The organism is Pseudomonas sp. B34(2017) (assembly GCF_002112915.1).
GTDB lineage: Bacteria > Pseudomonadota > Gammaproteobacteria > Pseudomonadales > Pseudomonadaceae > Aquipseudomonas > Aquipseudomonas pharyngis.
Map to the genome: position 1 here is coordinate 636560 of NZ_NEJA01000001.1, position 21269 is coordinate 657828.

The 21269-nt window shown below is 61.0% G+C and carries 28 protein-coding genes; 2 read left to right on the forward strand and 26 right to left on the reverse strand.

Annotated elements, in window-relative coordinates; all coding sequences use genetic code 11:
* Nucleotides 1-12 precede the first annotated feature (12 nt).
* A complete protein-coding gene (locus tag CAF80_RS03065; protein WP_074691363.1) occupies nucleotides 13-756 on the reverse strand; it encodes a tRNA-uridine aminocarboxypropyltransferase in 744 nt (247 codons plus the stop codon).
* Between the two features lie 189 nt (nucleotides 757-945).
* On the opposite strand from CAF80_RS03065, the gene CAF80_RS03070 reads away from it, so the two are divergent.
* Nucleotides 946-1371: a PA3611 family quorum-sensing-regulated virulence factor gene (locus CAF80_RS03070; protein ID WP_011332746.1), complete on the forward strand. Its 426-nt coding sequence runs from the start codon at nucleotides 946-948 to the stop codon at nucleotides 1369-1371.
* Here CAF80_RS03070 and CAF80_RS03075 read toward each other — a convergent pair whose 3' ends face one another.
* Entirely contained in the window at nucleotides 1372-1566 is a 195-nt protein-coding gene (locus CAF80_RS03075) for a hypothetical protein (RefSeq protein ID WP_074691361.1), read from the reverse strand. It abuts the gene before it with no gap.
* 352 nt (nucleotides 1567-1918) lie between these two features.
* Here CAF80_RS03075 and CAF80_RS03080 point away from each other — a divergent pair, with 352 nt between their 5' ends.
* Complete coding sequence (locus tag CAF80_RS03080; RefSeq protein WP_074691359.1) at nucleotides 1919-3037, forward strand: TIGR00730 family Rossman fold protein; 1119 nt, start codon at nucleotides 1919-1921, stop codon at nucleotides 3035-3037.
* An 80-nt stretch (nucleotides 3038-3117) separates the two neighbouring features.
* On the opposite strand, the gene recX is transcribed toward CAF80_RS03080, so the two are convergent.
* The 24 genes from recX to CAF80_RS03200 form a co-directional block, all read right to left on the reverse strand.
* A complete protein-coding gene (gene recX, locus CAF80_RS03085) occupies nucleotides 3118-3588 on the reverse strand; it encodes a recombination regulator RecX (protein WP_039771298.1) in 471 nt (156 codons plus the stop codon).
* An 8-nt stretch (nucleotides 3589-3596) separates the two neighbouring features.
* Nucleotides 3597-4655 carry a recombinase RecA gene (gene recA / locus CAF80_RS03090; protein ID WP_003222269.1) on the reverse strand — a complete coding sequence of 353 codons (1059 nt, stop codon included), beginning with the start codon at nucleotides 4653-4655 and terminating at the stop codon, nucleotides 3597-3599.
* Between the two features lie 83 nt (nucleotides 4656-4738).
* Entirely contained in the window at nucleotides 4739-5239 is a 501-nt protein-coding gene (locus CAF80_RS03095; protein ID WP_074691357.1) for a CinA family protein, read from the reverse strand.
* 68 nt (nucleotides 5240-5307) lie between these two features.
* Nucleotides 5308-5838 (reverse strand): lysis system i-spanin subunit Rz, encoded by a 531-nt coding sequence (locus tag CAF80_RS03100; RefSeq protein WP_074691355.1) that lies wholly within the window; start codon nucleotides 5836-5838, stop codon nucleotides 5308-5310.
* A complete protein-coding gene (locus CAF80_RS03105) occupies nucleotides 5820-6383 on the reverse strand; it encodes a glycoside hydrolase family 19 protein (protein WP_085666838.1) in 564 nt (187 codons plus the stop codon). Before CAF80_RS03105 ends, CAF80_RS03100 begins: the two co-directional genes overlap by 19 nt.
* A gap of 56 nt (nucleotides 6384-6439) precedes the next feature.
* The gene (locus tag CAF80_RS03110) at nucleotides 6440-6682 is read right to left on the reverse strand and encodes a hypothetical protein (RefSeq protein WP_039771290.1); all 243 of its coding nucleotides are present in this window, start codon (nucleotides 6680-6682) and stop codon (nucleotides 6440-6442) included.
* Nucleotides 6683-6693: 11 nt separating this feature from the next.
* Entirely contained in the window at nucleotides 6694-7896 is a 1203-nt protein-coding gene (locus CAF80_RS03115) for a carbohydrate binding domain-containing protein (protein WP_085666839.1), read from the reverse strand.
* A 29-nt stretch (nucleotides 7897-7925) separates the two neighbouring features.
* Nucleotides 7926-8366, reverse strand: coding sequence for a phage tail assembly chaperone (locus CAF80_RS03120; RefSeq protein WP_039771286.1), 441 nt, complete (start codon nucleotides 8364-8366; stop codon nucleotides 7926-7928).
* A 2-nt stretch (nucleotides 8367-8368) separates the two neighbouring features.
* Nucleotides 8369-9289 (reverse strand): hypothetical protein, encoded by a 921-nt coding sequence (locus CAF80_RS03125; RefSeq protein WP_039771284.1) that lies wholly within the window; start codon nucleotides 9287-9289, stop codon nucleotides 8369-8371.
* Between the two features lie 41 nt (nucleotides 9290-9330).
* Entirely contained in the window at nucleotides 9331-9798 is a 468-nt protein-coding gene (locus CAF80_RS03130) for a phage tail assembly chaperone (protein WP_085666840.1), read from the reverse strand.
* Nucleotides 9798-10721, reverse strand: a complete 924-nt coding sequence (locus CAF80_RS03135) for a hypothetical protein (RefSeq protein WP_039771280.1) — start codon at nucleotides 10719-10721, stop codon at nucleotides 9798-9800. Before CAF80_RS03135 ends, CAF80_RS03130 begins: the two co-directional genes overlap by 1 nt.
* A 22-nt stretch (nucleotides 10722-10743) precedes the next feature.
* Entirely contained in the window at nucleotides 10744-11310 is a 567-nt protein-coding gene (locus CAF80_RS03140) for a tail fiber assembly protein (protein WP_074691341.1), read from the reverse strand.
* 7 nt (nucleotides 11311-11317) lie between these two features.
* On the reverse strand, nucleotides 11318-12412 hold the full coding sequence (locus CAF80_RS03145) for a phage tail protein (protein ID WP_074691339.1): 1095 nt from the start codon (nucleotides 12410-12412) through the stop codon (nucleotides 11318-11320).
* Between the two features lie 55 nt (nucleotides 12413-12467).
* The gene (locus tag CAF80_RS03150; protein ID WP_039771274.1) at nucleotides 12468-12893 is read right to left on the reverse strand and encodes a phage tail assembly chaperone; all 426 of its coding nucleotides are present in this window, start codon (nucleotides 12891-12893) and stop codon (nucleotides 12468-12470) included.
* Nucleotide 12894: 1 nt separating this feature from the next.
* Complete coding sequence (locus tag CAF80_RS29175; RefSeq protein ID WP_039771272.1) at nucleotides 12895-13626, reverse strand: hypothetical protein; 732 nt, start codon at nucleotides 13624-13626, stop codon at nucleotides 12895-12897.
* Between the two features lie 14 nt (nucleotides 13627-13640).
* On the reverse strand, nucleotides 13641-14240 hold the full coding sequence (locus CAF80_RS03160) for a YmfQ family protein (RefSeq protein WP_039771270.1): 600 nt from the start codon (nucleotides 14238-14240) through the stop codon (nucleotides 13641-13643).
* Entirely contained in the window at nucleotides 14228-15271 is a 1044-nt protein-coding gene (locus CAF80_RS03165) for a baseplate J/gp47 family protein (protein WP_074691337.1), read from the reverse strand. Before CAF80_RS03165 ends, CAF80_RS03160 begins: the two co-directional genes overlap by 13 nt.
* The gene (locus CAF80_RS03170) at nucleotides 15261-15659 is read right to left on the reverse strand and encodes a phage GP46 family protein (RefSeq protein ID WP_007954906.1); all 399 of its coding nucleotides are present in this window, start codon (nucleotides 15657-15659) and stop codon (nucleotides 15261-15263) included. Before CAF80_RS03170 ends, CAF80_RS03165 begins: the two co-directional genes overlap by 11 nt.
* A complete protein-coding gene (locus CAF80_RS03175; RefSeq protein ID WP_074691335.1) occupies nucleotides 15659-16168 on the reverse strand; it encodes a phage baseplate assembly protein V in 510 nt (169 codons plus the stop codon). Before CAF80_RS03175 ends, CAF80_RS03170 begins: the two co-directional genes overlap by 1 nt.
* Nucleotides 16169-16311: 143 nt before the next feature.
* Complete coding sequence (locus CAF80_RS03180; protein ID WP_074691334.1) at nucleotides 16312-17349, reverse strand: phage baseplate assembly protein; 1038 nt, start codon at nucleotides 17347-17349, stop codon at nucleotides 16312-16314.
* A 3-nt stretch (nucleotides 17350-17352) separates the two neighbouring features.
* Complete coding sequence (locus CAF80_RS03185) at nucleotides 17353-18588, reverse strand: DNA circularization protein (protein ID WP_039771262.1); 1236 nt, start codon at nucleotides 18586-18588, stop codon at nucleotides 17353-17355.
* Complete coding sequence (locus CAF80_RS03190; RefSeq protein WP_074691333.1) at nucleotides 18575-20470, reverse strand: phage tail protein; 1896 nt, start codon at nucleotides 20468-20470, stop codon at nucleotides 18575-18577. Before CAF80_RS03190 ends, CAF80_RS03185 begins: the two co-directional genes overlap by 14 nt.
* A 130-nt stretch (nucleotides 20471-20600) precedes the next feature.
* Nucleotides 20601-20897 (reverse strand): phage tail assembly protein, encoded by a 297-nt coding sequence (locus tag CAF80_RS03195; RefSeq protein ID WP_003222226.1) that lies wholly within the window; start codon nucleotides 20895-20897, stop codon nucleotides 20601-20603.
* Nucleotides 20894-21241 (reverse strand): phage tail tube protein, encoded by a 348-nt coding sequence (locus CAF80_RS03200; RefSeq protein ID WP_007908779.1) that lies wholly within the window; start codon nucleotides 21239-21241, stop codon nucleotides 20894-20896. Before CAF80_RS03200 ends, CAF80_RS03195 begins: the two co-directional genes overlap by 4 nt.
* Nucleotides 21242-21269 lie beyond the last annotated feature (28 nt).

The window sequence follows — 21269 nt, forward strand, 5'->3', positions numbered from 1 at the left end:
TATGGGCCAGGATCAGGCCGGTACTGGCGCCGCGTTTCGGATATAGGGCAGCAATTCGGCGTGGGCCGGCGTCAACACATTGACCTCCAGTTGCTGCTTGGCCCCCAGGTAATGCTGGCTGAACACATCGAAATAGGCATCCAGCGCCGACGCCGCGTCTGAATCGCCGGCCAGCTCCAGGCACAGCGCCGCCACTTCGGCGGTGCACAGGTGCTCGCTGCGGGTCGAGCGGCGCAGGCGATAGCGCGAGAGTTTGTCGGGTAACAGGCTCAGGATCGGCAAACGGTCGAAATACGGGCTCTTGCGGAATATCTTCCGGGCTTCGGTCCAGGTTGCGTCCAGCAGAATGAACAGCGGGCGCTTGCTGCTATCGAGATCTACGGTGTTGGTCACCCGCGAAGGTTCGACATACTCGCCAGGGAACACCAGATACGGCTGCCATTGCGGGTCGTTCAGCAGCGCCAGCAGTTGCTCGTCGGGCTCGGTCCGCGACCAGATGAAGGCATGGTTGTCGCGCACGATGTCGGCGATCAACCAGCCGGTATTGCTCGGCTTGAACACTTCCTTGCCGGTCATGATCAGGCAAACGCCAGAGCGCGCATCAACCGTCGGCCGCCAGGCACACAGGCAATGGCTGATGATCACCCGGCAATCGCGGCAGCGCGGGGAACGAAAGCCACGGGCCTGGATCGGCTTGATGCCTTCGTCCTCGCGCTGATCGCGCAGGCGGGCCACGGCGTTGGGGGCATGATTCATCGCAGGCGGCACCGGCAGACAGGAAAACTCGACACGAACGACACTCGGCAGGGCAATAAAGGGCGGCAGTTTACCAGAGCGACGGGGACAAGCCTGTACCCTCCCGACCGGCTCCCCTATAATTCGCCGCCACTGAACGCACAGTCACGTGGCTGGTCGAACCACCAGTCACTGAACCAGGAGAGTTTCATGCTGCGCCTTATCGTTCCCACCGCTGCCATTCTGCTGGCTTCGTCCTTCAGCGCTCAGGCTGCATCCCTGAGTGAGCAGAATCTGAACCGAGAGCTGCGCAATGTCGCCGCACAAAGCAGCGTCGGCACGCCACGGGCGATCAACGAAGACATTCTTGATCAGGGCTACACCGTCGAAGGCACCACGCTGGTCAATCACCTGAGCGTGCAAAAGAGCCACGCCGACAAAATGCGCGCCGATCCCAAAGCCGTGTATTTCCAGCTGGGCGCTTCGGTCTGCAACAACCCGTCGTACCGCAAGCTGATGGCCAAGGGCGCGATCATGCGTTACGACTTCACCGAAGTGAAAACCAACAAGGCGATCGGCTCCGCCAGCTACCAGGAATCGGATTGCCCGAAAGCGGCTCCAGCGAAGAAGAAGTAATCATCTCGACGTGGCGCGCCGCTGTTCATCCTCGGCGCGCAGCTCGGCCAACAAGGCCTGCAAGTAACGCGAGCGGCGCTCCCCTCCCGCCAGGCGTCGGCAGCACTCCTCTTCGAGACTCACATGGTTGGTCTCGGCCGATGCTTTCAACAATCGATACAGCTGCGCATCGATCTCCAGAATGACTCTGGCCATGTGTCCCGCCTCCTTGCCACCCGCAAATCCTTGAATAGCGTGCACCTTGCGTACGCTCGTTGACGCAAAGTTGTCGTAAGGCGCCTTTAACTTAGTAAATCAGAGCATTCAGCCCTCGACGCTGCATCGGACGAGCGGTGAAAACACCTCGCAAAGCGGCAATAAGCAGTTGCCAGCAAAGACTTTGCGGCGCGATGCTCAGTGAGCGAAAAATGCATTGAGGGTCTAGATTCAACGTATTCCCGATCTTTTATTAACGGCAGGAAAGGAGCTGCCGGCTGTTTGTTTTCTTGCAGCGCGGCACTGACGTCGCACGTCAGGGCCGGAAGCTCTGTGCAGAAGGAGAAGTTGCATGCCTTACCAACCGAATGACCTGCTCAGCCGTCATTTTCAGGAAAGCGGCCACGACCTCATCAGCAAGGTCGAAGAACAACTCAACCTGGTGTCACCCAACAGCCCGAATTCCCCCATCTACCGCGACATGATCCTGACCGTGCTGCGCATGGCCCAGGAAGACCACAACCGCTGGAACGCCAAGATCACCCTGCAAGCCCTGCGCGAACTGGAACAGGCCTTTCGCACGCTCGAACAGTTCAAGGGACGACGCAAGGTCACGGTGTTCGGCTCGGCTCGTACACCGGTCGAACATCCCCTTTACGCCATGGCTCGGGAACTCGGGGCATCGCTGGCTCGCTCGAACATGATGGTCATCACCGGTGCCGGCGGCGGAATCATGGCCGCCGCTCATGAAGGTGCCGGCCGCGATCACAGCCTGGGCTTCAACATCACCCTGCCCTTCGAGCAACATGCCAACCCCACGGTGGACGGTACCAACAACCTGCTGCCGTTCCATTTCTTCTTCACCCGCAAGCTGTTCTTCGTCAAGGAAGCCGACGCGCTGGTGTTGTGCCCCGGTGGGTTTGGCACCCTGGACGAAGCGCTGGAAGTGCTCACGCTGATCCAGACCGGCAAAAGTCCCCTGGTGCCGGTGGTTCTGCTGGACGCACCGGGCGGGACGTTCTGGCAAGGCGCGCTGGATTTCATCCGTCAGCAATTGGAGGAAAACCGCTACATCCTGCCGACCGACCTGAAGCTGATGCGCCTGGTCTACAACGTTGAAGAGGCGGTGGAGCAGATCAACCAGTTCTACGGCAACTTCCATTCCAGCCGCTGGCTCAAGCGCCAGTTTGTCATTCGCATGAATCACAAACTTAGCGATCAGGCCCTCGACCATATGCAGGAGGCTTTTGCCGATCTGTGCCTGAGCGATCAGTTCCATCAACACGCCTACGCTGGCGAAAAACACGACGAGGCTCAATTCAGCCACCTGACGCGCCTGGCATTTGCCTTCAATGCGCGAAATCACGGGCGTCTGCGGGAACTGGTGGACTACATCAACCTGCCGGAAAACTGGGCCCAGTCAAAACCCCAGACCGCGCAACGCACCCGCGAACCGTCGAAGGTTACGTGAAGGCAAAAAAAAACGGCCCGCTATCGAAATAGCGGGCCGTTTTTATTTTTTAGATGAAGCTGAGCTGAAGCTGGAGCGATTTAATCGTCCATCCCTCTGCCGCTGAACAAACGGTTGATCATCTCCATCGAGAATCCCCGATACGCCAGGAATCGACCTTGTCTGGCGCGTTCCTTGGCATCGCCGGGAAGCTGTCCGGAGAACTTCCGTTGCCACGTGTCCGTTAGCTGCTCCTGCCAGTTGATACCGCTCTCACGCAAGGCGAGTTCGATATCGGCGCGTTGCAAACCGCGTTGGCTCAGTTCTTCGCGAATCCGCAGTGGGCCGTAACCGGAGCGGGCGCGATAGGAAACAAAGCTTTCAAGATAACGGGCTTCGGAAAGCAGCCCTTCTTCCGTCAAACGGTCGAGGGCTGTTTCGATCATCTCGGGGGGAGCGCCACGCTGACGCAGTTTACGCGTCAGCTCGACTCGACCATGCTCGCGGCGTGCGAGCAGGTCCATGGCGGTTCGCCGCACCGCGACGAGGGTATCGAGTACGGCGGTTGTCATCGGTGCAATCAGATGTCAGCGTCAGCCAGGTCGTCTTCGGTCTCTTTGACCGCAGAAGCCTTGGAGTCGGCGATCACGGCTGGCGACAGCAGCTTGTCACGCAGTTGCTTCTCGAGCTTGGCCGCGACTTCCGGGTTGTCCGCCAGGAACTTGGCCGAGTTGGCCTTGCCCTGACCGATCTTGGTGCCTTCATAGGCATACCAGGCGCCGGACTTCTCGACGAAACCGTGCAGTACGCCCAGGTCGATCATCTCGCCGTTCAGGTAAATACCCTTGCCGTAGAGAATCTGGAACTCGGCCTGACGGAACGGCGAAGCCACCTTGTTCTTCACAACCTTGACGCGGGTTTCGCTGCCGACCACTTCGTCGCCTTCCTTCACCGCGCCAGTACGGCGGATGTCGAGACGAACCGAGGCGTAGAACTTCAGCGCGTTACCACCGGTGGTGGTTTCCGGGCTGCCGAACATCACGCCGATCTTCATGCGGATCTGGTTGATGAAGATCACCAGGCAGTTGGCGTTCTTGATGTTACCGGTGATTTTACGCAGCGCCTGGGACATCAGACGGGCTTGCAGGCCCACGTGCATGTCACCCATTTCGCCTTCGATTTCAGCCTTTGGCACCAGAGCGGCCACGGAGTCGACGATGATCACGTCAACGGCGTTGGAGCGCACCAGCATGTCGGTGATTTCCAGGGCCTGTTCGCCGGTGTCCGGCTGGGAAACCAGCAGGTCGTCGACGTTGACGCCCAACTTGCCGGCGTACTCAGGGTCGAGGGCGTGTTCGGCGTCGACGAAGGCGCAGGTCGCGCCAGCTTTTTGAGCCTGGGCGATCACGGACAGCGTCAGTGTGGTTTTACCGGAAGATTCAGGACCGTAGATTTCAACGATACGGCCTTTTGGCAGGCCGCCGATGCCGAGTGCGATGTCCAGACCCAGAGAGCCGGTGGAAATGGCCGGGATCGCCTGACGGTCCTGATCGCCCATACGCATTACGGCACCCTTGCCGAATTGACGTTCGATCTGACCCAGGGCCGCAGCCAAGGCTTTCTTCTTGTTGTCGTCCATTAAAGTCCTCACGTAATCAATAAGGCCTGACGGCCAACACCTGTATAAGTAGCCAGTATTATTCCACAGCGTTCACGGATCGCCTACCCCTGATTTTCGATTTCTCGTGCCGCTAGTCGCAGCAAGCCCTCTAGCGCGGCCTTCACCGTTTGTCGGCGAACTTCGTCGCGGTTGCCGGAGAAGTGCTGGACCTCACTGGAAATCTGGTCGCCCACGCCCCACGCCAGCCATACGGTGCCCACCGGTTTGTTCGGCGAACCACCGTCCGGCCCGGCCACACCGCTGACCGCCACGGCAAACCGCGCCAGGCTTTTTTCCTGGGCGCCCCGCACCATGGCCTCGACCACCTCGCGACTGACCGCACCCACGGTGCCGAACAGCTCCGTCGGCACATTCAATTGCTGAGTTTTCTGGCGGTTGGAGTAGGTCACGTAACCCGCCTCGAACCACGCCGAACTCCCAGGAATGCGGGTGATGGCTTCGGCAATCCCGCCACCGGTACAGGACTCGGCCGTAGTGACGTGGGCATTGAGCAATTGCAGACGTCGGCCAAGTTCGGCCGCCAGTTGAGTGATTTCTTTCACGGCGCGCTCCGGATCGGATGGAATGGGTACCACCGTACACGAGCCGGTTGCGCTTTCAATACACAAGCTTATTCAAAATGTGCAGGAGCCAGCGCTCTGATATAGGCCTGACAGGCCTGCAAGGCGATCAGTCCGCGGTCGCCTTCGCCGGTGATGGCGACAATTCGTCGAGCATACGCCGGGTCAAGTCGGGCGCGTATGGCTGCATGATCCACGCCGCTGGCGCCGGAGGCGGCTGGCACACCACAGCCTTGGGCAGCGTCGCCTGCGTCGATGAGGACTGACAGGCGCAGATCAGCAGTGGCAAGGCGATCGCGCAGGCGATCCTGATCACGTTGGGCATCGTTCAGTGCTCGGTAATGGGTTTGTTCGCTGGCCGCGAGCCGTTGCTCCAGGGCCAGACGCTTGTCCTGCTCGGCCTGTTGCGCGGTGGCAGCGGCCGAAGTCAGCTGATTGAGGGTTTCGGCATGCAACCGCGCCTGCTCGGCCAGTTGGCGACCGTAGCGCCAGTCCTGAAACTGCCAGGCCAGCGCTGCCGATACTGCGGCCAGCAGCACCAGACCGAGCAGCCGCCAGACGCTCAAACCGAAGGCTGGCATAACACCGCCCTCGCCCGCCCCCAAAGCTCCAGTCGATCCTGCAAGCCGTTCAACCCGCCGTTGATCCGCCGGGTGATGCTGTTGAACTGGTCCTGATCCGCCAGTTCGTTCAGGCCGTTCTGCGCCCAGAACCACGCGGCGGACTCGGCCGCCCATAGCGGTTGCTCCAGCAGTTCCGGCAGCGCCAGCAAGCGCTCGTCACCAAACAGCCCGAGGCTGCACTGGCGATAGTTGGTGCGGCCGGTGATCTGGATCAGCCCGCGCCCGCGATACTTCTGCCCGTCGCCATCGGCCTCGGGCGTGTTGCCCAATCGCAACGCCAGCGTGCCTGTGTCGTATTTGCTCAGGTATTGGTTGTTGCCCAGTTCACGCACGTACTGCAATTGCCCCGATTCGTGTCCGATCTGGGCGAGAAACGCGGCAATACGCTTGGGCGTGTCGATGCGATGGCGCGCCATCGCATCGTTGAGTGCAGAAACAAAAACGCCCGCTTGGCGGCGGGCGTTGGGCATGATGGTGAGTAGATTGTCTTCAGTGATTTGCATAATGCTCGATCCTCCCTGGATGCTCCGATTGAATCACGGTTGGCGACCAAAGCTGATCAGCCATTGTTTACCTCAGTTTTCAGCGTGCTGTCCGGGGACACCTGGATCATTCGCTTGAACAAACCCAGCATGCCCTGATTGGCCGTCGCACTCTCTAGCGGCGGATCCAGTGGCAGTACCTGTCCCCCGGAAACCAGCCACTCCTGGTACTCGAGCCAGTCACGGTTGGTCGGATCCTGTGGAATGAACGCTGAATCACCCAGGCGCAGAACGCCAGACGATGTGAGCTGATAGCTCATGGACTTGCCTCCTAGATTTCCGCGTCCGCGGTCCATTCGATCTGCAAAATCTGCCCGGGAACACTGCCGACAGGAGTCACAGTGGCAATGGCAAAGCTTCTCTCGGTCACGCTTTGCAAAACGGTTCCCGTACACGCCTTCATCAGGCCCTGATGCCAGACTTGATTGCTCGCATCTCCCGGGCAATACAGCACGATGGTAGGTTGTACGCGCTTGAGCACCTGCATATCGATGCTCATACCGTACTGACCGGTATTGGCTGCCGCAGCCTGGGTGAAGTTACCAATGCAGGTTGCGGCACCATTGTTCGAACGGATCTGCAGACGGTTAGCAAAAGACTTCTCAAAATAACGCTGGCAAAGGCTCAGCTCTTCCGCCGCCGGACGGTATTCAAATGGTGTCGCAACCGGCCCCTCCTCCAATTGCATCTGTGCCAGATCGACGGTCTGCAACACGTTGAGCGGCAGATCGAACGACAAGGTCAGGCAGTCATTCACGCCCAGCATTTTCCCGGCGATGGTTGGCACCTGAAACGTTGCGCTGTATTTCTTCCACGACGTACTCAGTTGAAAGACGTCGACAACCTTCACTACACCCTCCGAACCGCCCGTTCCGAACTGCTGAGCAATCGTGACGCGCAAAGGACGCGTCGCATCGGATCGCGCCCAGAAGCTGACCGTAGCCGTTCGCCCGGCCAGAGTTCTGACCGATTCAATGCTCTGGGCGACTTTATGCACCGTTGCTCCCGTGCCTGCGGTGGCCTGCTGCCAGCGCAGGAAATAAGCGGGTTCACCCACGACTTCCGTTTGACCGAGGGGAAAATCCTGGCGCGAAATGCTGACACCTGCGTTGCCGTTCCAGTCGCATCGAAAACGATCCGCCACATAGCCACCGATGTTCGGCCCTTGATTGGTCGTGCCGCGTTGCCAGATATTGAATCCACCATTGATCAACAGATTCTTGCGATACACCTGCACAGGAAACTGCTGCAGCGGATCGGGCTTGGCCAGTTGCCGAATGGCCTGTGCCAGTTGATCGGTCTGCTCCTCATCCGGCGTCAGACCGGCGGCCGTGATCGCGTTGAGAATTTCCTGGGTCACACTGTTGCCCCAACTGGCCGGGATCAACGATCCCGGTTTTCCGGCAATGGGGTCCTCATCGACGAACCGGCCATTCTCCAGGCCTGAGCCGGGAATGCTTTTCGGATAATCCATATTGATTCCTCATTGAATGAGTCAACGGCTCAGCCGTTCGACCGCAGCAAGCCTTCAAGCCAGTCTGGCTCTACCGGGCGAGCCTGGACATCCGGAAATTCCGGATCAGTGGGCCAGTCGCGCAGGGCCTGCCGATAGGCAAGAAGCTGTTTGAATTCTTCGGTTCGCAGCGTCGTGCCCTCGCCGACTTCCAGTTCTTCAGCGTCGCGCCATACCAGCCATTGAGTGTCTTGCAGGACGTTGTCGCGCCACGCGCGCTCCCGGGAAGCCAGTGCCTGCGGGGAGATGACCGGGTCGATCAAAACGGGCTGACCGCTGGCACTGGCGCAGATGACCTTGCCGCTTGCCTGTCCGGCAAACAGTTCGGCGTATTGGGCGCGGGTGATTTCCACAGCGCCTTCAGGCGGTTCCGGATAGGGGCTGTCGACCAGTTCAAAGCCGCGTGTCTGTGCATGAAAATAAATAGCCATGGTTATCGTCCCCAAACCAATATGCGCCCCGAGATTCCAGGTTCAGCCTTCACACTCGACGCCAGGACATTGCGAACCCTGGCAACAACCGTCGATGTCGTGGAGTTGGCCCCGTCGAATGCCCAGACAGTGACGTTGGAACTGCCCCAGCCTGCCGGATAGCCTTCATTGGCGATCCCGCCGAGGACAGCATTGGGAAACATCATCGGTAACGACACCGTCATGATTCCATTCGCATCGGAGCCCCCGGTCACCCACTGCACAATCAAGCCGCTGGGAAGTTTCTGATATCCGGCCGTGGCGAACTGCGACGCATAGAGCGCCGAATACTTCAACGCAGCGGTGCCGTAAACGACCCAGACACCCGACTCCCGGACGAAGGTCGCACTCTCACCGCCGTTCATCGTGATCGACCCCAGATACGCCCCCTGGGGGCTGATCTGCGTACCGGTTTTACTGGCAACCGTGACCGCTGCGCTGTTTCGGCAATGCAGGCTGATCGTTGCACCGCTGGGCACCGCAGTGGCGTCCGGCAAGGTCACGGTGTACGCAGCATTTCCGCCCATCCCGACCGAACAGCCGATATCCGCCAGGGTCAGTTGGGTCGAGCCGGAGATGCCGCGCGCGCTGGCGTAGTTGCCAAGCGCCCGCTGGACAAACTCGGCAGTCGCGGCAGAGCGACTGACATCAAATTGTGCAGCCGTCGTGAACAACGCCGGACTGCGCAGTGCGTCGAGCAGTTGATGAGTGTTCCCCTCGTTAGGGGTCATGCCGGCGGCCTGCACGACGCTGAGAATTTCCTGCGTGACGCCATTGCCCCATGTGGCGGGAATCAGCGAGCCGGGTTTTCCGGCGACAGGATCCTCATCGACAAATTGCCCGTTCACCAGCCCGACGCTGGGTACGCTTTTGGGATAGTCCAAGGGTAATCTCCTTATCTGAAAATATGGGTAGCGTGACGGCTTCAGCCCATCGGGCCGGCCAGCCACAGCGGCACTGACGGCCGCGAAGCGGATGACGCAAATGCGCGGACACCAGGCCAGTCGCGCAACGCCTGGCGGTACTCAAGCAGCTCCAGATATTGCTGGGCCTTGAGCGTTGTTCCGCGTCCCAGTTCCTGCTCGTCGCGGTGGCGGGTGACTTGCCATTCGGTGGCTGCGAGCGCGGACTGGCGCCAGACTCGCTCTGCCGCCAGAGGCTCCTTGTCCTCGACCATTGGGGGTTGAGCGATGACAGGACTTTGCGGTTCCCGCAAAGGCTCGATAGCGCGAGCCGCCTCGGGCATCGGCGCGCCGATTTCGACGCTCACACCCTCGGGCACCTGCACCATCGCCGCGACGAAAGCAGGCGCGAACAGTTGCTCGATCGCGTAGTCACCGGTGTCGATCACTTCGATCGCAACACCGTTTTCAATACGTGCATAACGGGCCATTACTCGTACTCCCAGATTTCACAGAAGGCATTGCCGCCGGCGCCGCTCACGATTGACGCAGAAGCGTGAACCGAGCAGGAACCACTGCCGCCCGAACCTCGAACACCTGCATTGCCAACGGTGTTTGACCCGCTGAAAGGGCCACCACCATCGAACGGACTCGGAGCTCCGAAACCCGACAGCAACCCCCAATTGGCGTTGCTCATTCCGAAACCTCCGGTGATACCGCGAGCACTGCAGAGATTGCCTCCAGCCAGTAATCCACCTACCCCGCCCTGAATGAATCCTGACGAAGTGCCCGTGACCACGATCCCCAGTTTCTGCCCGCCACCACCTCCCGAAACACTCATGTAGCTACCAAAGGAAGCGCCGCCGCCCGCAAGGCCCGTGGTGTTGCTGACAGCGCCCCCGGCGCCCAGCGAAACCGGTACGCCGGCGAGCATTTGCGCGGTGACGTCATACAGGCTTTCCGCATACGCGCCGGACCCGCCACCACCGCCGAGAATTTGAGTGCCTGTCGGAACAGGTTCGCATCCGCCCCCCGATCCACCCGCCCCGACCAATCGAACGCGAATCCGTTTCGCCCTCGGGTTCGGCTTGTAAACCGTGATCCCGACTGCATCAATCTGCCTTACCGCCAGCAACCTTCCCACTGCATCGGTGATGCCGTAGCCCGCCAGCGTGGTCGGGGTGTTTTTCAATTTGGTGAAGTCGACGAGAGCGCCAATGGCCGTTGCCAACTGATTGGTTTTGCTCTCGTCCGGCGTCAGTCCGGCGGCCTTGATGGCGTTGAGAATTTCTTGCGTGACACTGTTGCCCCAGGCGGCGGGGATCAATGATCCGGGCGTGCCGGCAACCGGGTTTTCATCGACAAAACCGCCATTGACCAGGCCGACGCCGGGGATGCTGTTTGGATAATCCATTACACGGTTCCCTGTGCTGCAGTCAGTTGGTTACGGTTGTGCCGGGCACCGCCGGCCATATGACTTCGCCGGGAAATCCGGCCTGTTTTTCGATGCGATTCAGCTCCACGCTGTAAAGCTTCCACTCGAGCAATTGCAGTTGCTCTTCATGGCTGGCGTCGCCGATGTCTTCGGCGTATTGCAGGGGGGCGATGCGCAGGACGGCGTCGCGCAGCAACGTGTCGCGCTGCTCAAGCATCTGCTGGCTGATGCTGAGCAATCGGGCCTGTTCATCCACTTGCCAGGCGTCGCCGCGCCACACATGAAATTCCCCCGGCCAGGGCTGCGTTGTGAGGGTATCGGGCAACTCCCCCAACTCACTCCAGATCTGCTGCCCGCCGCCATCCTTGCGGAAAACCGGACCGCGCCGGTCAATCACCTCTCGCGGTACACCGTTGATCAGGGCCCAGGTACGACCGGCTTCTGGCGCGGGCAACTCGAAGGACAACTCCACCGCATTGCTGGGCAGTTGAATACCGATGCCCGGGGTCACAAAAAACTCGACAGGCCCGGACAAGGCGCCCGAGCCGTCAAACAGATAATTGAACATAGGCACCTCAGATGAGCTTGATACGGCCGGGATAGGCGATGTTGCGAGGGCGGGACTTGAATGCCAGCAGCAGGGCATTGGCGGCATCCCGCTGATAACTCGTACCGGCAGGGAAGACCGGGCCACCGTTGTACAGCCCGGACACGTATTGCGGTTCTTCACGAGTATCGGCACCAAAACTCGTCAGGCTGTCCGACCACCACGCGCCGACCGCTCCGGCACCATTGGCGCCCATGGCATACGAATGCGTCGAGCCCACCTGAAAAGAACCCATCGCACGTGCCGCATCCACACCCCGCCCCTCGTCCAGCACTCGCAAAAACTCGCCGCGCCCTTCAGGGCCACGGAAGGTTGCGGCACCATCACCCGACGTCCATTTACCTTCGTTGCCCGCGCGCGCGGCCTCGGTGCCCAACATTCCGGAAAGCTGGGCGTGGTCCCACAACCAGGGCCACTCGGCACGTTTCATGACCGTGCCATTGAGCGCACCGTAACCACCGGGACTGAGCAAGGTGGTTGTCTCGAAAAACGGCCGGCCAAGTGGAGTGTTGTCAAACCGGCCGACCGGCCACCAGCTACCGGCGGCATCGCTGCGCAACTGCCACCAGTCACCGCCGCCCATCAACACCAAAAACGGATAACCGCTGGGTGAAAGATGCGTGTGAAAACGGATGCGGTCGGTACCCGACGCCTGAACGATCAATCGGTTGCCACTGTTGTCCATGCGCCGAACAATCACATCGCGCACACCCAGCGCCGCGTTTGCCGGCGGCAACGTCACCGTCACGGCACTGGATCCGCCATCGATCAGCACCAGCCCCAGCTCCGGATCGGTCAGCGCCTTGGATGCAGTCAGCCGCGTTACTACCGAACGCATCGGACTGCCATTTCCGACAATCGATTGAATGGCTTTGAGCAGCTGACCGGTATCGGCCTCGGCGGCTGTCAGCCCGGCGCCGGTAATCACGTTGAGAATTTCTTGTGTAACGCTGTTGCCCCACACCGCCGGAATCAAGGAACCGGGCGTTCCGGCCACCGGGTTTTCATCGACGAACCGGCCATCGACCAGGCCGACGCTGGGGACACTTTTTGGGTAATCCATATTTCAATCCTTTACCTGAAGCGCTGATTGCAAATGTCGAGAACGCGGCAGGCGTTCAGTCGAGAGCCATCCATGCCGGCTTCTTTGGCCGAGAGCGTTTGGAGGGAAACTTCTTGGCCTGCGGCCATTTGCGCAGGGCCTGCAGATAGACGAGCAGGGTCTGATAGTCGGCATCGGAAAGTGTCGTGGCCTTCATCAATTCCAATTCATCCCGATGCCGGTCGCGCAGCCAGACCACTCGTTCGAACTCTTTGTCGCGCCAGGCCTTGGCGTCCCTGGCAGCCTGTTCATCCGAAACCGGAGCGAACTCCACCAGAGTCGGCAAGCCATGCTCATCGTGGGATCGATCCATGCCCGCTGCCGGATTGGCGATCACCGCCTCGTAGCGTTCATCGTCAATTTCGACGGCGTCGTCAGGCAGGCTTGTGTGATAACCCGCCAGGTAGGTATTGCCGGTAGTACGGCTGTAGAAACGTTTCATGTCAGTTCCCCACACTCAGGACACTGACATAACCCGTACCGCCGGAATTACTCAGTATCTGAACCTGGCTTGCGTCGAAGTAGGTCACCAGCGGAGGTGTGGTGATATCAAAAAAGGGGGCGTTTCCGCTGTGCGAGTAGCTTGCCCATGCCCCGCGACATTGGTTCCTGAACGCCAGCGGCCAGGGCTTGGATTCATAGGTCTTATCGACGCTGACCGTGATGAGCACCCACTGGATCGTGAAGCCACCCAGCCAGCTCGGTAAAACGACGTAGCCGTTTTCGCCAAAGCTGTAGGCCACGCCCAGACCCAGCTTTTTCGGCGTCACAATCGTGGCGTCATCCGCGATGGCATTGACCTGCGCCTGCGAAGCGATGCGCGCCCAGCCAAAAAGCGTTTCCGTCGCTTGCACCAGTTTCTTTTCAATCGCCTGAAACACTCGCAGCGGCGACATCAGCCGATTGCTGCTGGTACCCGACTCGGCTTCTTCCTTACTGGCAAAAGATTCGTTTCTGTTCTTTTCGACAAGCGTCGAAATCGCCGCTTTCAGTTGGGTGTTGTCACTTTCATTCGGCGTAAGACCCGCAGCGCTGATCACATTGACGATCTCATCGGTCACGCCATTGCCCCAATCTGCCGGAATCAGCGATCCCGGTTTGCCGGTCAGCGGGTTTTCATCGATAAATTTCCCGTTCACCAGACCGGCGCTGGGCACACTCTTCGGATAATCCATCCCGTCACTCCTTCCTAGTCATAGTTGATGTGCACCTTGGTGTGCGCCGGTGCCGCCCGGTGGATCAGGCATTCCAGCGCCGAGCCCGGATTGACGCCGAAGCGCTCGCCCCAGTAACTCGCGCCATAACGCCGCCCGAGCAACAGCCGGCCGCCAGTGTTGAGCGTCCACATGAACTGCGCTTCCCAGGTGCCCCAATGCGCTGCGCCGAAGCGCGAACGGCCCATGCGCGGGGCTTCGAGTTCGGTGATGGTGGCGTTGGGGTAACCCTGGCTTTTGGCGATTTCCAGGTAGTAGCCGACGGCCTGGCTGCCGACCGCCAGCAAGCGGCGGCGCACGGCGAGGCGACGGTCGTCGAACAGCGGCGTGGCGCCGAGGCACGGGTCGGGCAGGTTCATCACCTGTTCCCAGTCCGGCACCAGTTCGCTGACGCCGGCCGGGTCCATCTCGTTGAGCAGATCGGCGGCGCGGGCGTCGAGGCGGGCGAGCTCGACGGCGACGCCTTCCAGCACCTCCTCAAGCTCCGGCACGCGCTCCGGATCCCATGCCGGGCCGCTCGGCAGCAAGGCACGCAATTGCGCCTGGTATTGCGCGGCGGTTCTTATGGCAGCCATACGCAACCCCCGAAGGTGAGCAGTTCGCTGTCACCCGCGGCCACGTTCGCCACCGGCGCCGACAGCACGTGATCGGTTTCACCCGCCGCGCTGCTGATCGCTTCGCGGATATGGCTGATCAACAGATCCTCGCCCAGGTCGGCTTCACGGTTATGCAGGTCGCGCAACTGGGTTTCGACGGCGGCGCGCACGGCGGTGGTGTCGGGGGTCAGCTTCAGTTGATAGGTCACCGGTTTCTGCACCGGCGGACGTACATGCACTTCGGCAGTCACCGGGCGCAACGGCTCGATATAAGCCTGCACTTCGGCCAGTTGATCGGCATTCGGCACCGGTTGCGGATCGTCGTCGCGCATGATGTACACGCCGACGGTGCCCGGCCCGAGGAAGCCGCCTCGGCACCAGGCACGAGTCACGCCCGGCACTTCCAGCGCCCAGGTCTCGTAGTCGCTGGCCGAACCGCCGTGGGGGATCACGCGATAGGAACGAATGACCCGCGAGCGCAACGACTCCAGGCTTTCCCGCGCCACGCCGCCGTTCAGTCCCGGCGCCAGCACCACAAAACTGTTGCCGACTACGCCGGTGATCGGCTGCACCGGCGTCAGCGCCAGCCCGGCCTCGGCATTGCCCAGGCTGCCGGCCTCCAGCGCGGCGATGCTGGTGCTGTTGACGCCATTGACGGTGGTGCGGGTGGCGGTGACTTTGAAGGTGCGACCGTCACTCGACTGCAGCAACGTATCGGCGTCCAGCACCGCGCCCGCCGTCGCGTTGAAGCTGACGTTGCCGGTGGCGACCTGCGCCGGTTTGCGCGGCTGGTTCAGGCGCAGTGCGGCGATGCGTTCCAGGGTCGATTCATCGGCGGTGTCGGGCAGGATCTGCTCGGCAATCCAGTCGAGGTAGCCGTACAGACCATAAGCGGCGCCGCCGAGTGTGCGGGCCAGGACTTGCGCATCGGACTGGCGCAGCGAATCGCCGGCCAGGTCGCTTTGGGTGCGCTTGATCAGCACCGGCAGCGAAGGGGTTTCAAACGGCATAGATCACCTGCCAACTGTTATCGGGGTTGATGTCCAGGCGCTCGCCGTCGGCCAGGGTCAGGACCGTGCGCAGGTTCAGGCGCTGGGCGTCGAGGCGTTCGCTGATGATGTCGATGGCGCTGCAATGGCCGTCGTCGATCAGCCATTGCAAGGCTTCGCGGGCATAGAACTCGGCGTCCATCTGGGTCTGGCGGGTCAGCTTGACCCGGCGCAACAGCCACAGCCGTGAGCCGATGCGATCGTCAGCCACGGTGGGAAAGGTGTCGCCCCACCAGCCGAAACGCTCCTCGTCGTCGAGGGCATCGTCGTCGGCGGCACGGCGCCAGGTGAACAGGCTGATCAGCACCGCACGGGTCAGCGCGGCGTGGAGGTTCTGACTGAAAAGCATCACTGACCTCCCGCCGGCGCGCCGGTCTGGCCATTGCCGGCCTGCACGCCAACGTGCACGTGCTTGATCTGACTGATGCCGCCGGCCACTTGATCGCCTTTGGAAACGATCTTGCCGGTCTGGTTGATCACTGGCGTCTCGAAGTTCACGGCGGTGCTGGCGCGGATGTTGAGCGTGGCGGTTTCGATGTCGATGATCCGCCCCCGCTTGAAGTGAATTTTGTCGCCCTCGTCGGTGTAGATCGCCACCTCGCCGGCCGCCAGCGATTGCAGGCGGTAACGGCGGTCGGCGACCACCAGGGCGATGGCGTGGGAACGGTCGCCGCCGAGAAACGTGACGACGCCTTCGGCACCGGCCAGCGGGTGGCTGGTGAAGCCGTAGGGTTCGAAGTGCTCCAGGTCGTCGTTCACTTCACCGGCGGTGAGGCGCATTTGCAGCGATTGCAGCTTGGATGCCGAATTGGCGAGCACGACAGTGCCGCGCGCCAGCAGGCGTGTCAGTAGGCTCATAGGGTTTCCTTGGAATGTCAGCCCACCGCCCACCTGTGGGAGCGAGCCTGCTCGCGATGGCGATCTGGCAGACACTTCTGCACTGACAGGTCTACCGCTATCGCGAGCAGGCTCGCTCCCACAAGGTAATGTCAGGCTGGTGGCTATTTCGGTGGAGTCGGATTGGCGTCGAAGGTATGCGGCGGCGCCACTTGCAGCGTGGTCACCGAGCCTTGTGCCGACAGCGAATACGTCACCTTGGAGATCAGCATGTCGCCATCGAAACCGAGTACCGGATCCTTGACCTTCACCAGCGTGTTGTGGCGCCACAGATCGCCGTTGGACTGGCGCCAGCCCTGCACCTGATACGTGGTGGTCAGCGCCCGGCCCATGCGCGTGGCGCTTTCCCACTGGGCCCGCTGCTGGGCCAGTTCGAACGTCAGTTGCGAGCCTTCGTTGATGATCGTGGTGCGCCGACGCTTGAAGCTCAGGTCGGTGGCGCTGGATTCAACCTCGCTGACCGCCGCCCCGCTCTTCTTGTCGTTGCCCTTCTGCTGGCCGATCACCTTGTATTCGGAGAACACCTGGCTGTGATCCATCGGCGCATTGGCCGAGAGAATGTTCTTGCCCAGCTCCAGCGCATCGCTCGCGCGGCCGCCGCTGCCCGGTTTGGCCAGCACCAGCCGACCTTCGGCGTCATCGGTGGAAAACACCCGGTACAGCGAGAGCAGACGGTCGATCGACTGAAACACGGTTTCACCCGGGACGATGGTGTGTTTGCTCAGGCGCGCGGTCTCGGGAATTTCGTTGACCACAAACTGCGAGTATTCCCCGGCCAGGGCCTGGACGATGTTCAACAGCGGCTGTTCCTGCCATTGGCCGGGGATGTTTCGCGCCGCACAATCGACCAGATCCTGGGTCTTGGAACTGCCTTCGATGCTCAGGCTGATCTGCCGCCCGTCATAGCTGATCGGGGCCTTGAACACATAACCGGTGAGCACCAGATCCTGGCCGATCCGCACTTCGCACGGGTCGCCGGCCTTGATCCGCTGATCCACGGTCTGCCCCGGCCATTGCCAGGTGATGTCGAGTTTGAAGGTGCGGAACTGGCGCTCCAGGTCCGCGGTGATCTGCACGCTTTTCCAGCCGCCGTATTCCATGTTGTTGACGGTCAGCGTGACGCGGTTGTCCATCTCACTCATGGCTCACTCCCTGGAAACTTTGACTTCGTTGGGTGGGAAGCTCGGATGAGACAGACCGTTGCGCTGAATGACCTCGGTCACACGGGTGGCGTCGCCAAACTGTTTGTAGGCCACGACCACTGCCGGAAAGGTTTCCTGAAAGGTTTTGCTGACCAGTCGCACACCGGATGAAGCCACGGCCTTGAGGTGCGCGATCAGCGCTTCCTTCACATCGGCGATGGCCTGGTAGTGCGCGGGGTCGGCCTTGTCCTGGGCCTTTTGCAGCGCTTCGTTCAACTCTTTTTGCAGCGTTTGCAGATCGTCGGTGACCGGCACTTCCTGACGCGTGACCGGCTGCTTCGATTGCTGGTCCAGCGAAGGTGTCGAGGTCAGTTTCACCGGCGTCGACGCCACCGGCATCGAGGCCACCCATTGCGCCACTTTGACGATCAGGGTGTCCTGCACCAGGTTGGCCATCGCCTGCGCGGCGGCGTTGGTGTCCTTGCCGGTGGTGATTTTCGGCGCGTCGGCCTTGCGGATGGCTTCGATCTGTTGGGACACGTCGGCAATCACGCCACGGTAGCCCTCCTTCGCGAATGCTTTCAGCTCCTTGATATCGCCGAGCAACCCCTTGAACTCCGCCGCCACTTCCTTGGGCAGCTCCTTCACGGCCCTGACCAGCTCGGTGATCTGCTTGTACTGCGCGATCAGCGGCTTCAACTGCTCCTTGATCACGTCGTACACGCCGGTGAGGCTGTTGCGCAGATTGGCGATGCCGATCCGCGCCGCCTTGATCAGGGTCATCGCCTGTTCGAAGCGCGCCACCGCCGAGCCGAGTAAACCTTCGGCCTTGATCAGCAGGACTTTTTGCGTGCTGACCGTCGCCGTCGGAAACGGCAGAGGTCGGTCCGGGTAGAACTTCAGACTGAACGTCACCATCCCGCCGTCCTGGCGGGTATGGGTCATGTCGCACTCGCCTACCTTGACCTGCAAGCGCCCCAGCCACGGATGCACCAGTTCGCCGCTGCCCTGTTCCAGGGCCTGGAGCAGCTTGTCGCGCTGCTCCAGGCAATCGGCACCGATGATGAACGCCGTCAGGTCGTGGGTCTTGGCCTGCTGGCCGAGGTCCTCGAAAAACGGCAGGTCGCGTTGCGGGTATTCGTGCAACTGCCCCTTGCGACCGACCGGGGTTTTCGCCTGGTCGATCCAGAAGCCGACACCGCGAAAGGATGCCGGCAACAAACGGTCACGCCAGTTCATTGGAACCTCCCATGGACAGCGAGCGATAGCCGATGCGCGAATTGAGCGCCAGCCCCGGTTGATTGGTTTGCGGTTGATCGGTGCGCAGCCCCGCCGGTGCGTTTTCGAAGCGCACCGTCAGGCCGCCTTCGAGTTGCGTACGGTTGTTGGCGGCGCTTTGCTGGATCAGTGCGCTGGAAGATTGCGGCAACGAGCCGCCCTGCAACGCACTGCCGCCCTCGGGTTTCGAGCTGGCACCGAAAAATGCCGGCGCCAGTTCCCCCTTGCCTTCGGCATTGGTCTGGCGTTGCGCTTCGGTCAGGGTTTCGACCTTGCCGGTGACCTTGGCGATCAGCCCGGCGAAGCCACCGTCGAACAGTTCCTTGATCGGTGCGATGACGGTTTGCAGCTTTTGCCACAGCTCGCCGAACCACCCGACAATCGGCCCCCAGCTCTCAATGATCTGATCCAGGGGTTTCCATTCAAACAGGCCGTGCAAAAAATCCACGACCGGCGCGGACAGCGCCAGCACAACACCCCACAGCGCCGAGAAAACCTCACCGATGGGCTGCCAGTACTGCGCAATCTGCTCCAGCGGCGACCACTCGAACAGACCGGTGAAAAAGCCTTTGACCTGTTGCACTGACGTTTGCAGTGCCGTCCAGATCGGTTCGAAGAATCCGACAACACCACCCCAGGCGCTGGTGATCATTTCCATCGGGAAAAAATCGAACAGTGCCCGCAACGTATCCCGGGTGCTTTGCACGGCCGATTGCAGCGTCGTCCACACCGGCTGGAAGTACGCAACAACACCGCCCCAAGCGCTGGTGATCATCTGCATCGGCGAGAAGTCGAACAACGACACCAGGAATTCTTTGGCCGGTTGCGCGGCTTTTCGCAGGCTGCTGAACATCGGTTCGAAGAACCGGACCACACCACCCCATGCACTGTCGATCATCTGCATTGGCGAGAAGTCAAACAGGTTTCTGAGGAACGCCATCACCGGCACACTCAAGGCCTTGAGCAGTTCCCAGATCGCCGAAAACAGTCCCGTCAGCGGTCCCCAGTTTTCCAGGATCATGCCGGCGGGCGACCACGAGAAAACCGACTTGAAGAAGTCGATCACCGGCGCGGTCACGACCTTGACCTTGTCCCAGATTCCCGAGAAGAACCCCGTGACCGGTTCCCACAGCGCCGCCAGTGCATCCAGCGGCCGCCAGTCGAGCACTGAGCGCAATGTCGCCATTGCACTGGCCCCGGCATTTTTCACGCCCTCCCACAATCCGGTGAAGAACGCGGAAATTGGTGTCCAGTTGGCCACGATCAAACCGGCCGCCAGCGCAACGCCCATGGCGATCAGCATGATCGGGTTGGTCTTGAGCACCATGCTCATGACGTCCATCACCTGAGTCATACCGGTGACGGCGGTCTGCATGGCGGAAAACGCAATCGCCCCCGCCGCCAGCCCTTCGACCAGTTTCGGATTGTCGGCCAGCAGGCTGCCGACCTGGGTCAGCATCGGCTCCAGCCCGACCACCAATGCGCCCACCGCCGGCACCAGTGCGGCGTCCACCGCAGCGGATACCTTCTCCATGGATGCGCTGAACACGTTCATGTTCTGCGCGGCGGCTTTGGGCGTGTCCGGCAGGTCGACGGTTTTCGCCGTCTCGCTGACCTCGGCAAGCTTGCCCTGAAAGGCTGCGGCGGATTTGATGCCGTCCACGAACGGCGTAATCACGCTGCCGCCCTTGAACAGACCGCTGATGTCGAGTTTGCCGAGGCCAGTCTGTTCGAGGTTTTTCTTGAAGTCATCGACCTTCACTCGCAGGGCGCCGAGTTTGGGTGACAGTTCGTCGATGCCTGTAAGCAGCACCGACGCTTTAGCTTTGGTTTCTTCTGCCATCACTGCACCTGCTGCATCGCATTGATCCGTTGCGCGTGCTCCAGCGATTCGCGAAGCACATCCAGTGGCCTGGCCATCATCTGTTCGGGGTCAACCTTCCAGAACCAGGCCAGGTCATAGGCGACCGAAATCAGGTCGGTGATGGCTCCGACGCCGCACTCATGAAAAAACTCGCAACGGCCCAGCTCAGCGCGTTGAGGTCAGCCAGATCCAGCTGGTTGACCGACGACGGCGGAATGCCGGCGCACACGGCGATGTATTTGGCCGCCACGTCCATGTCGAGGCTGACCTCTTCGCTCTTGTCGATCTTGTACGGCAGCGCCTTGATCGCTCGCACCTCCTGCACCGTCGGACGGCGCAGGACGAGTTCGGTCAGGGGCTCGCCGTGAGCTTCGATCGCAACCTGAAGCTTCACGGCGCCGCTCATTGCCAGGTCCCCTTGATGCCTTCGAATTTCAGTTCGATGGTGGCGTCATCGCCTTTGGAGACGGGCTCTTCGACCAGGTAGGCACCGGCCAGTACATAGACTTTGCCGTTGCTGAATTCACAGGTGACGGTGATGTCGGTGCCTTCGATCAGCTTCTTCAGCGGGAAGTCGGCGGTGTGCAGCGCGGTCACCTTGAACGATGGCGCGATGTCGGTTTCCTTGTAGAAACCCGGTACGACGGTTTCGCGTTTGACGGCCATCAGCGGGGCTTCGCAGCCGCCGTTGATAGTCAGTTGTGCACCGTCGACCTTGACGTAGCAGGTGCCTGCAATCAGTTGACCCATGGTGTTACTCCCTTCAAATAAAAAGCCC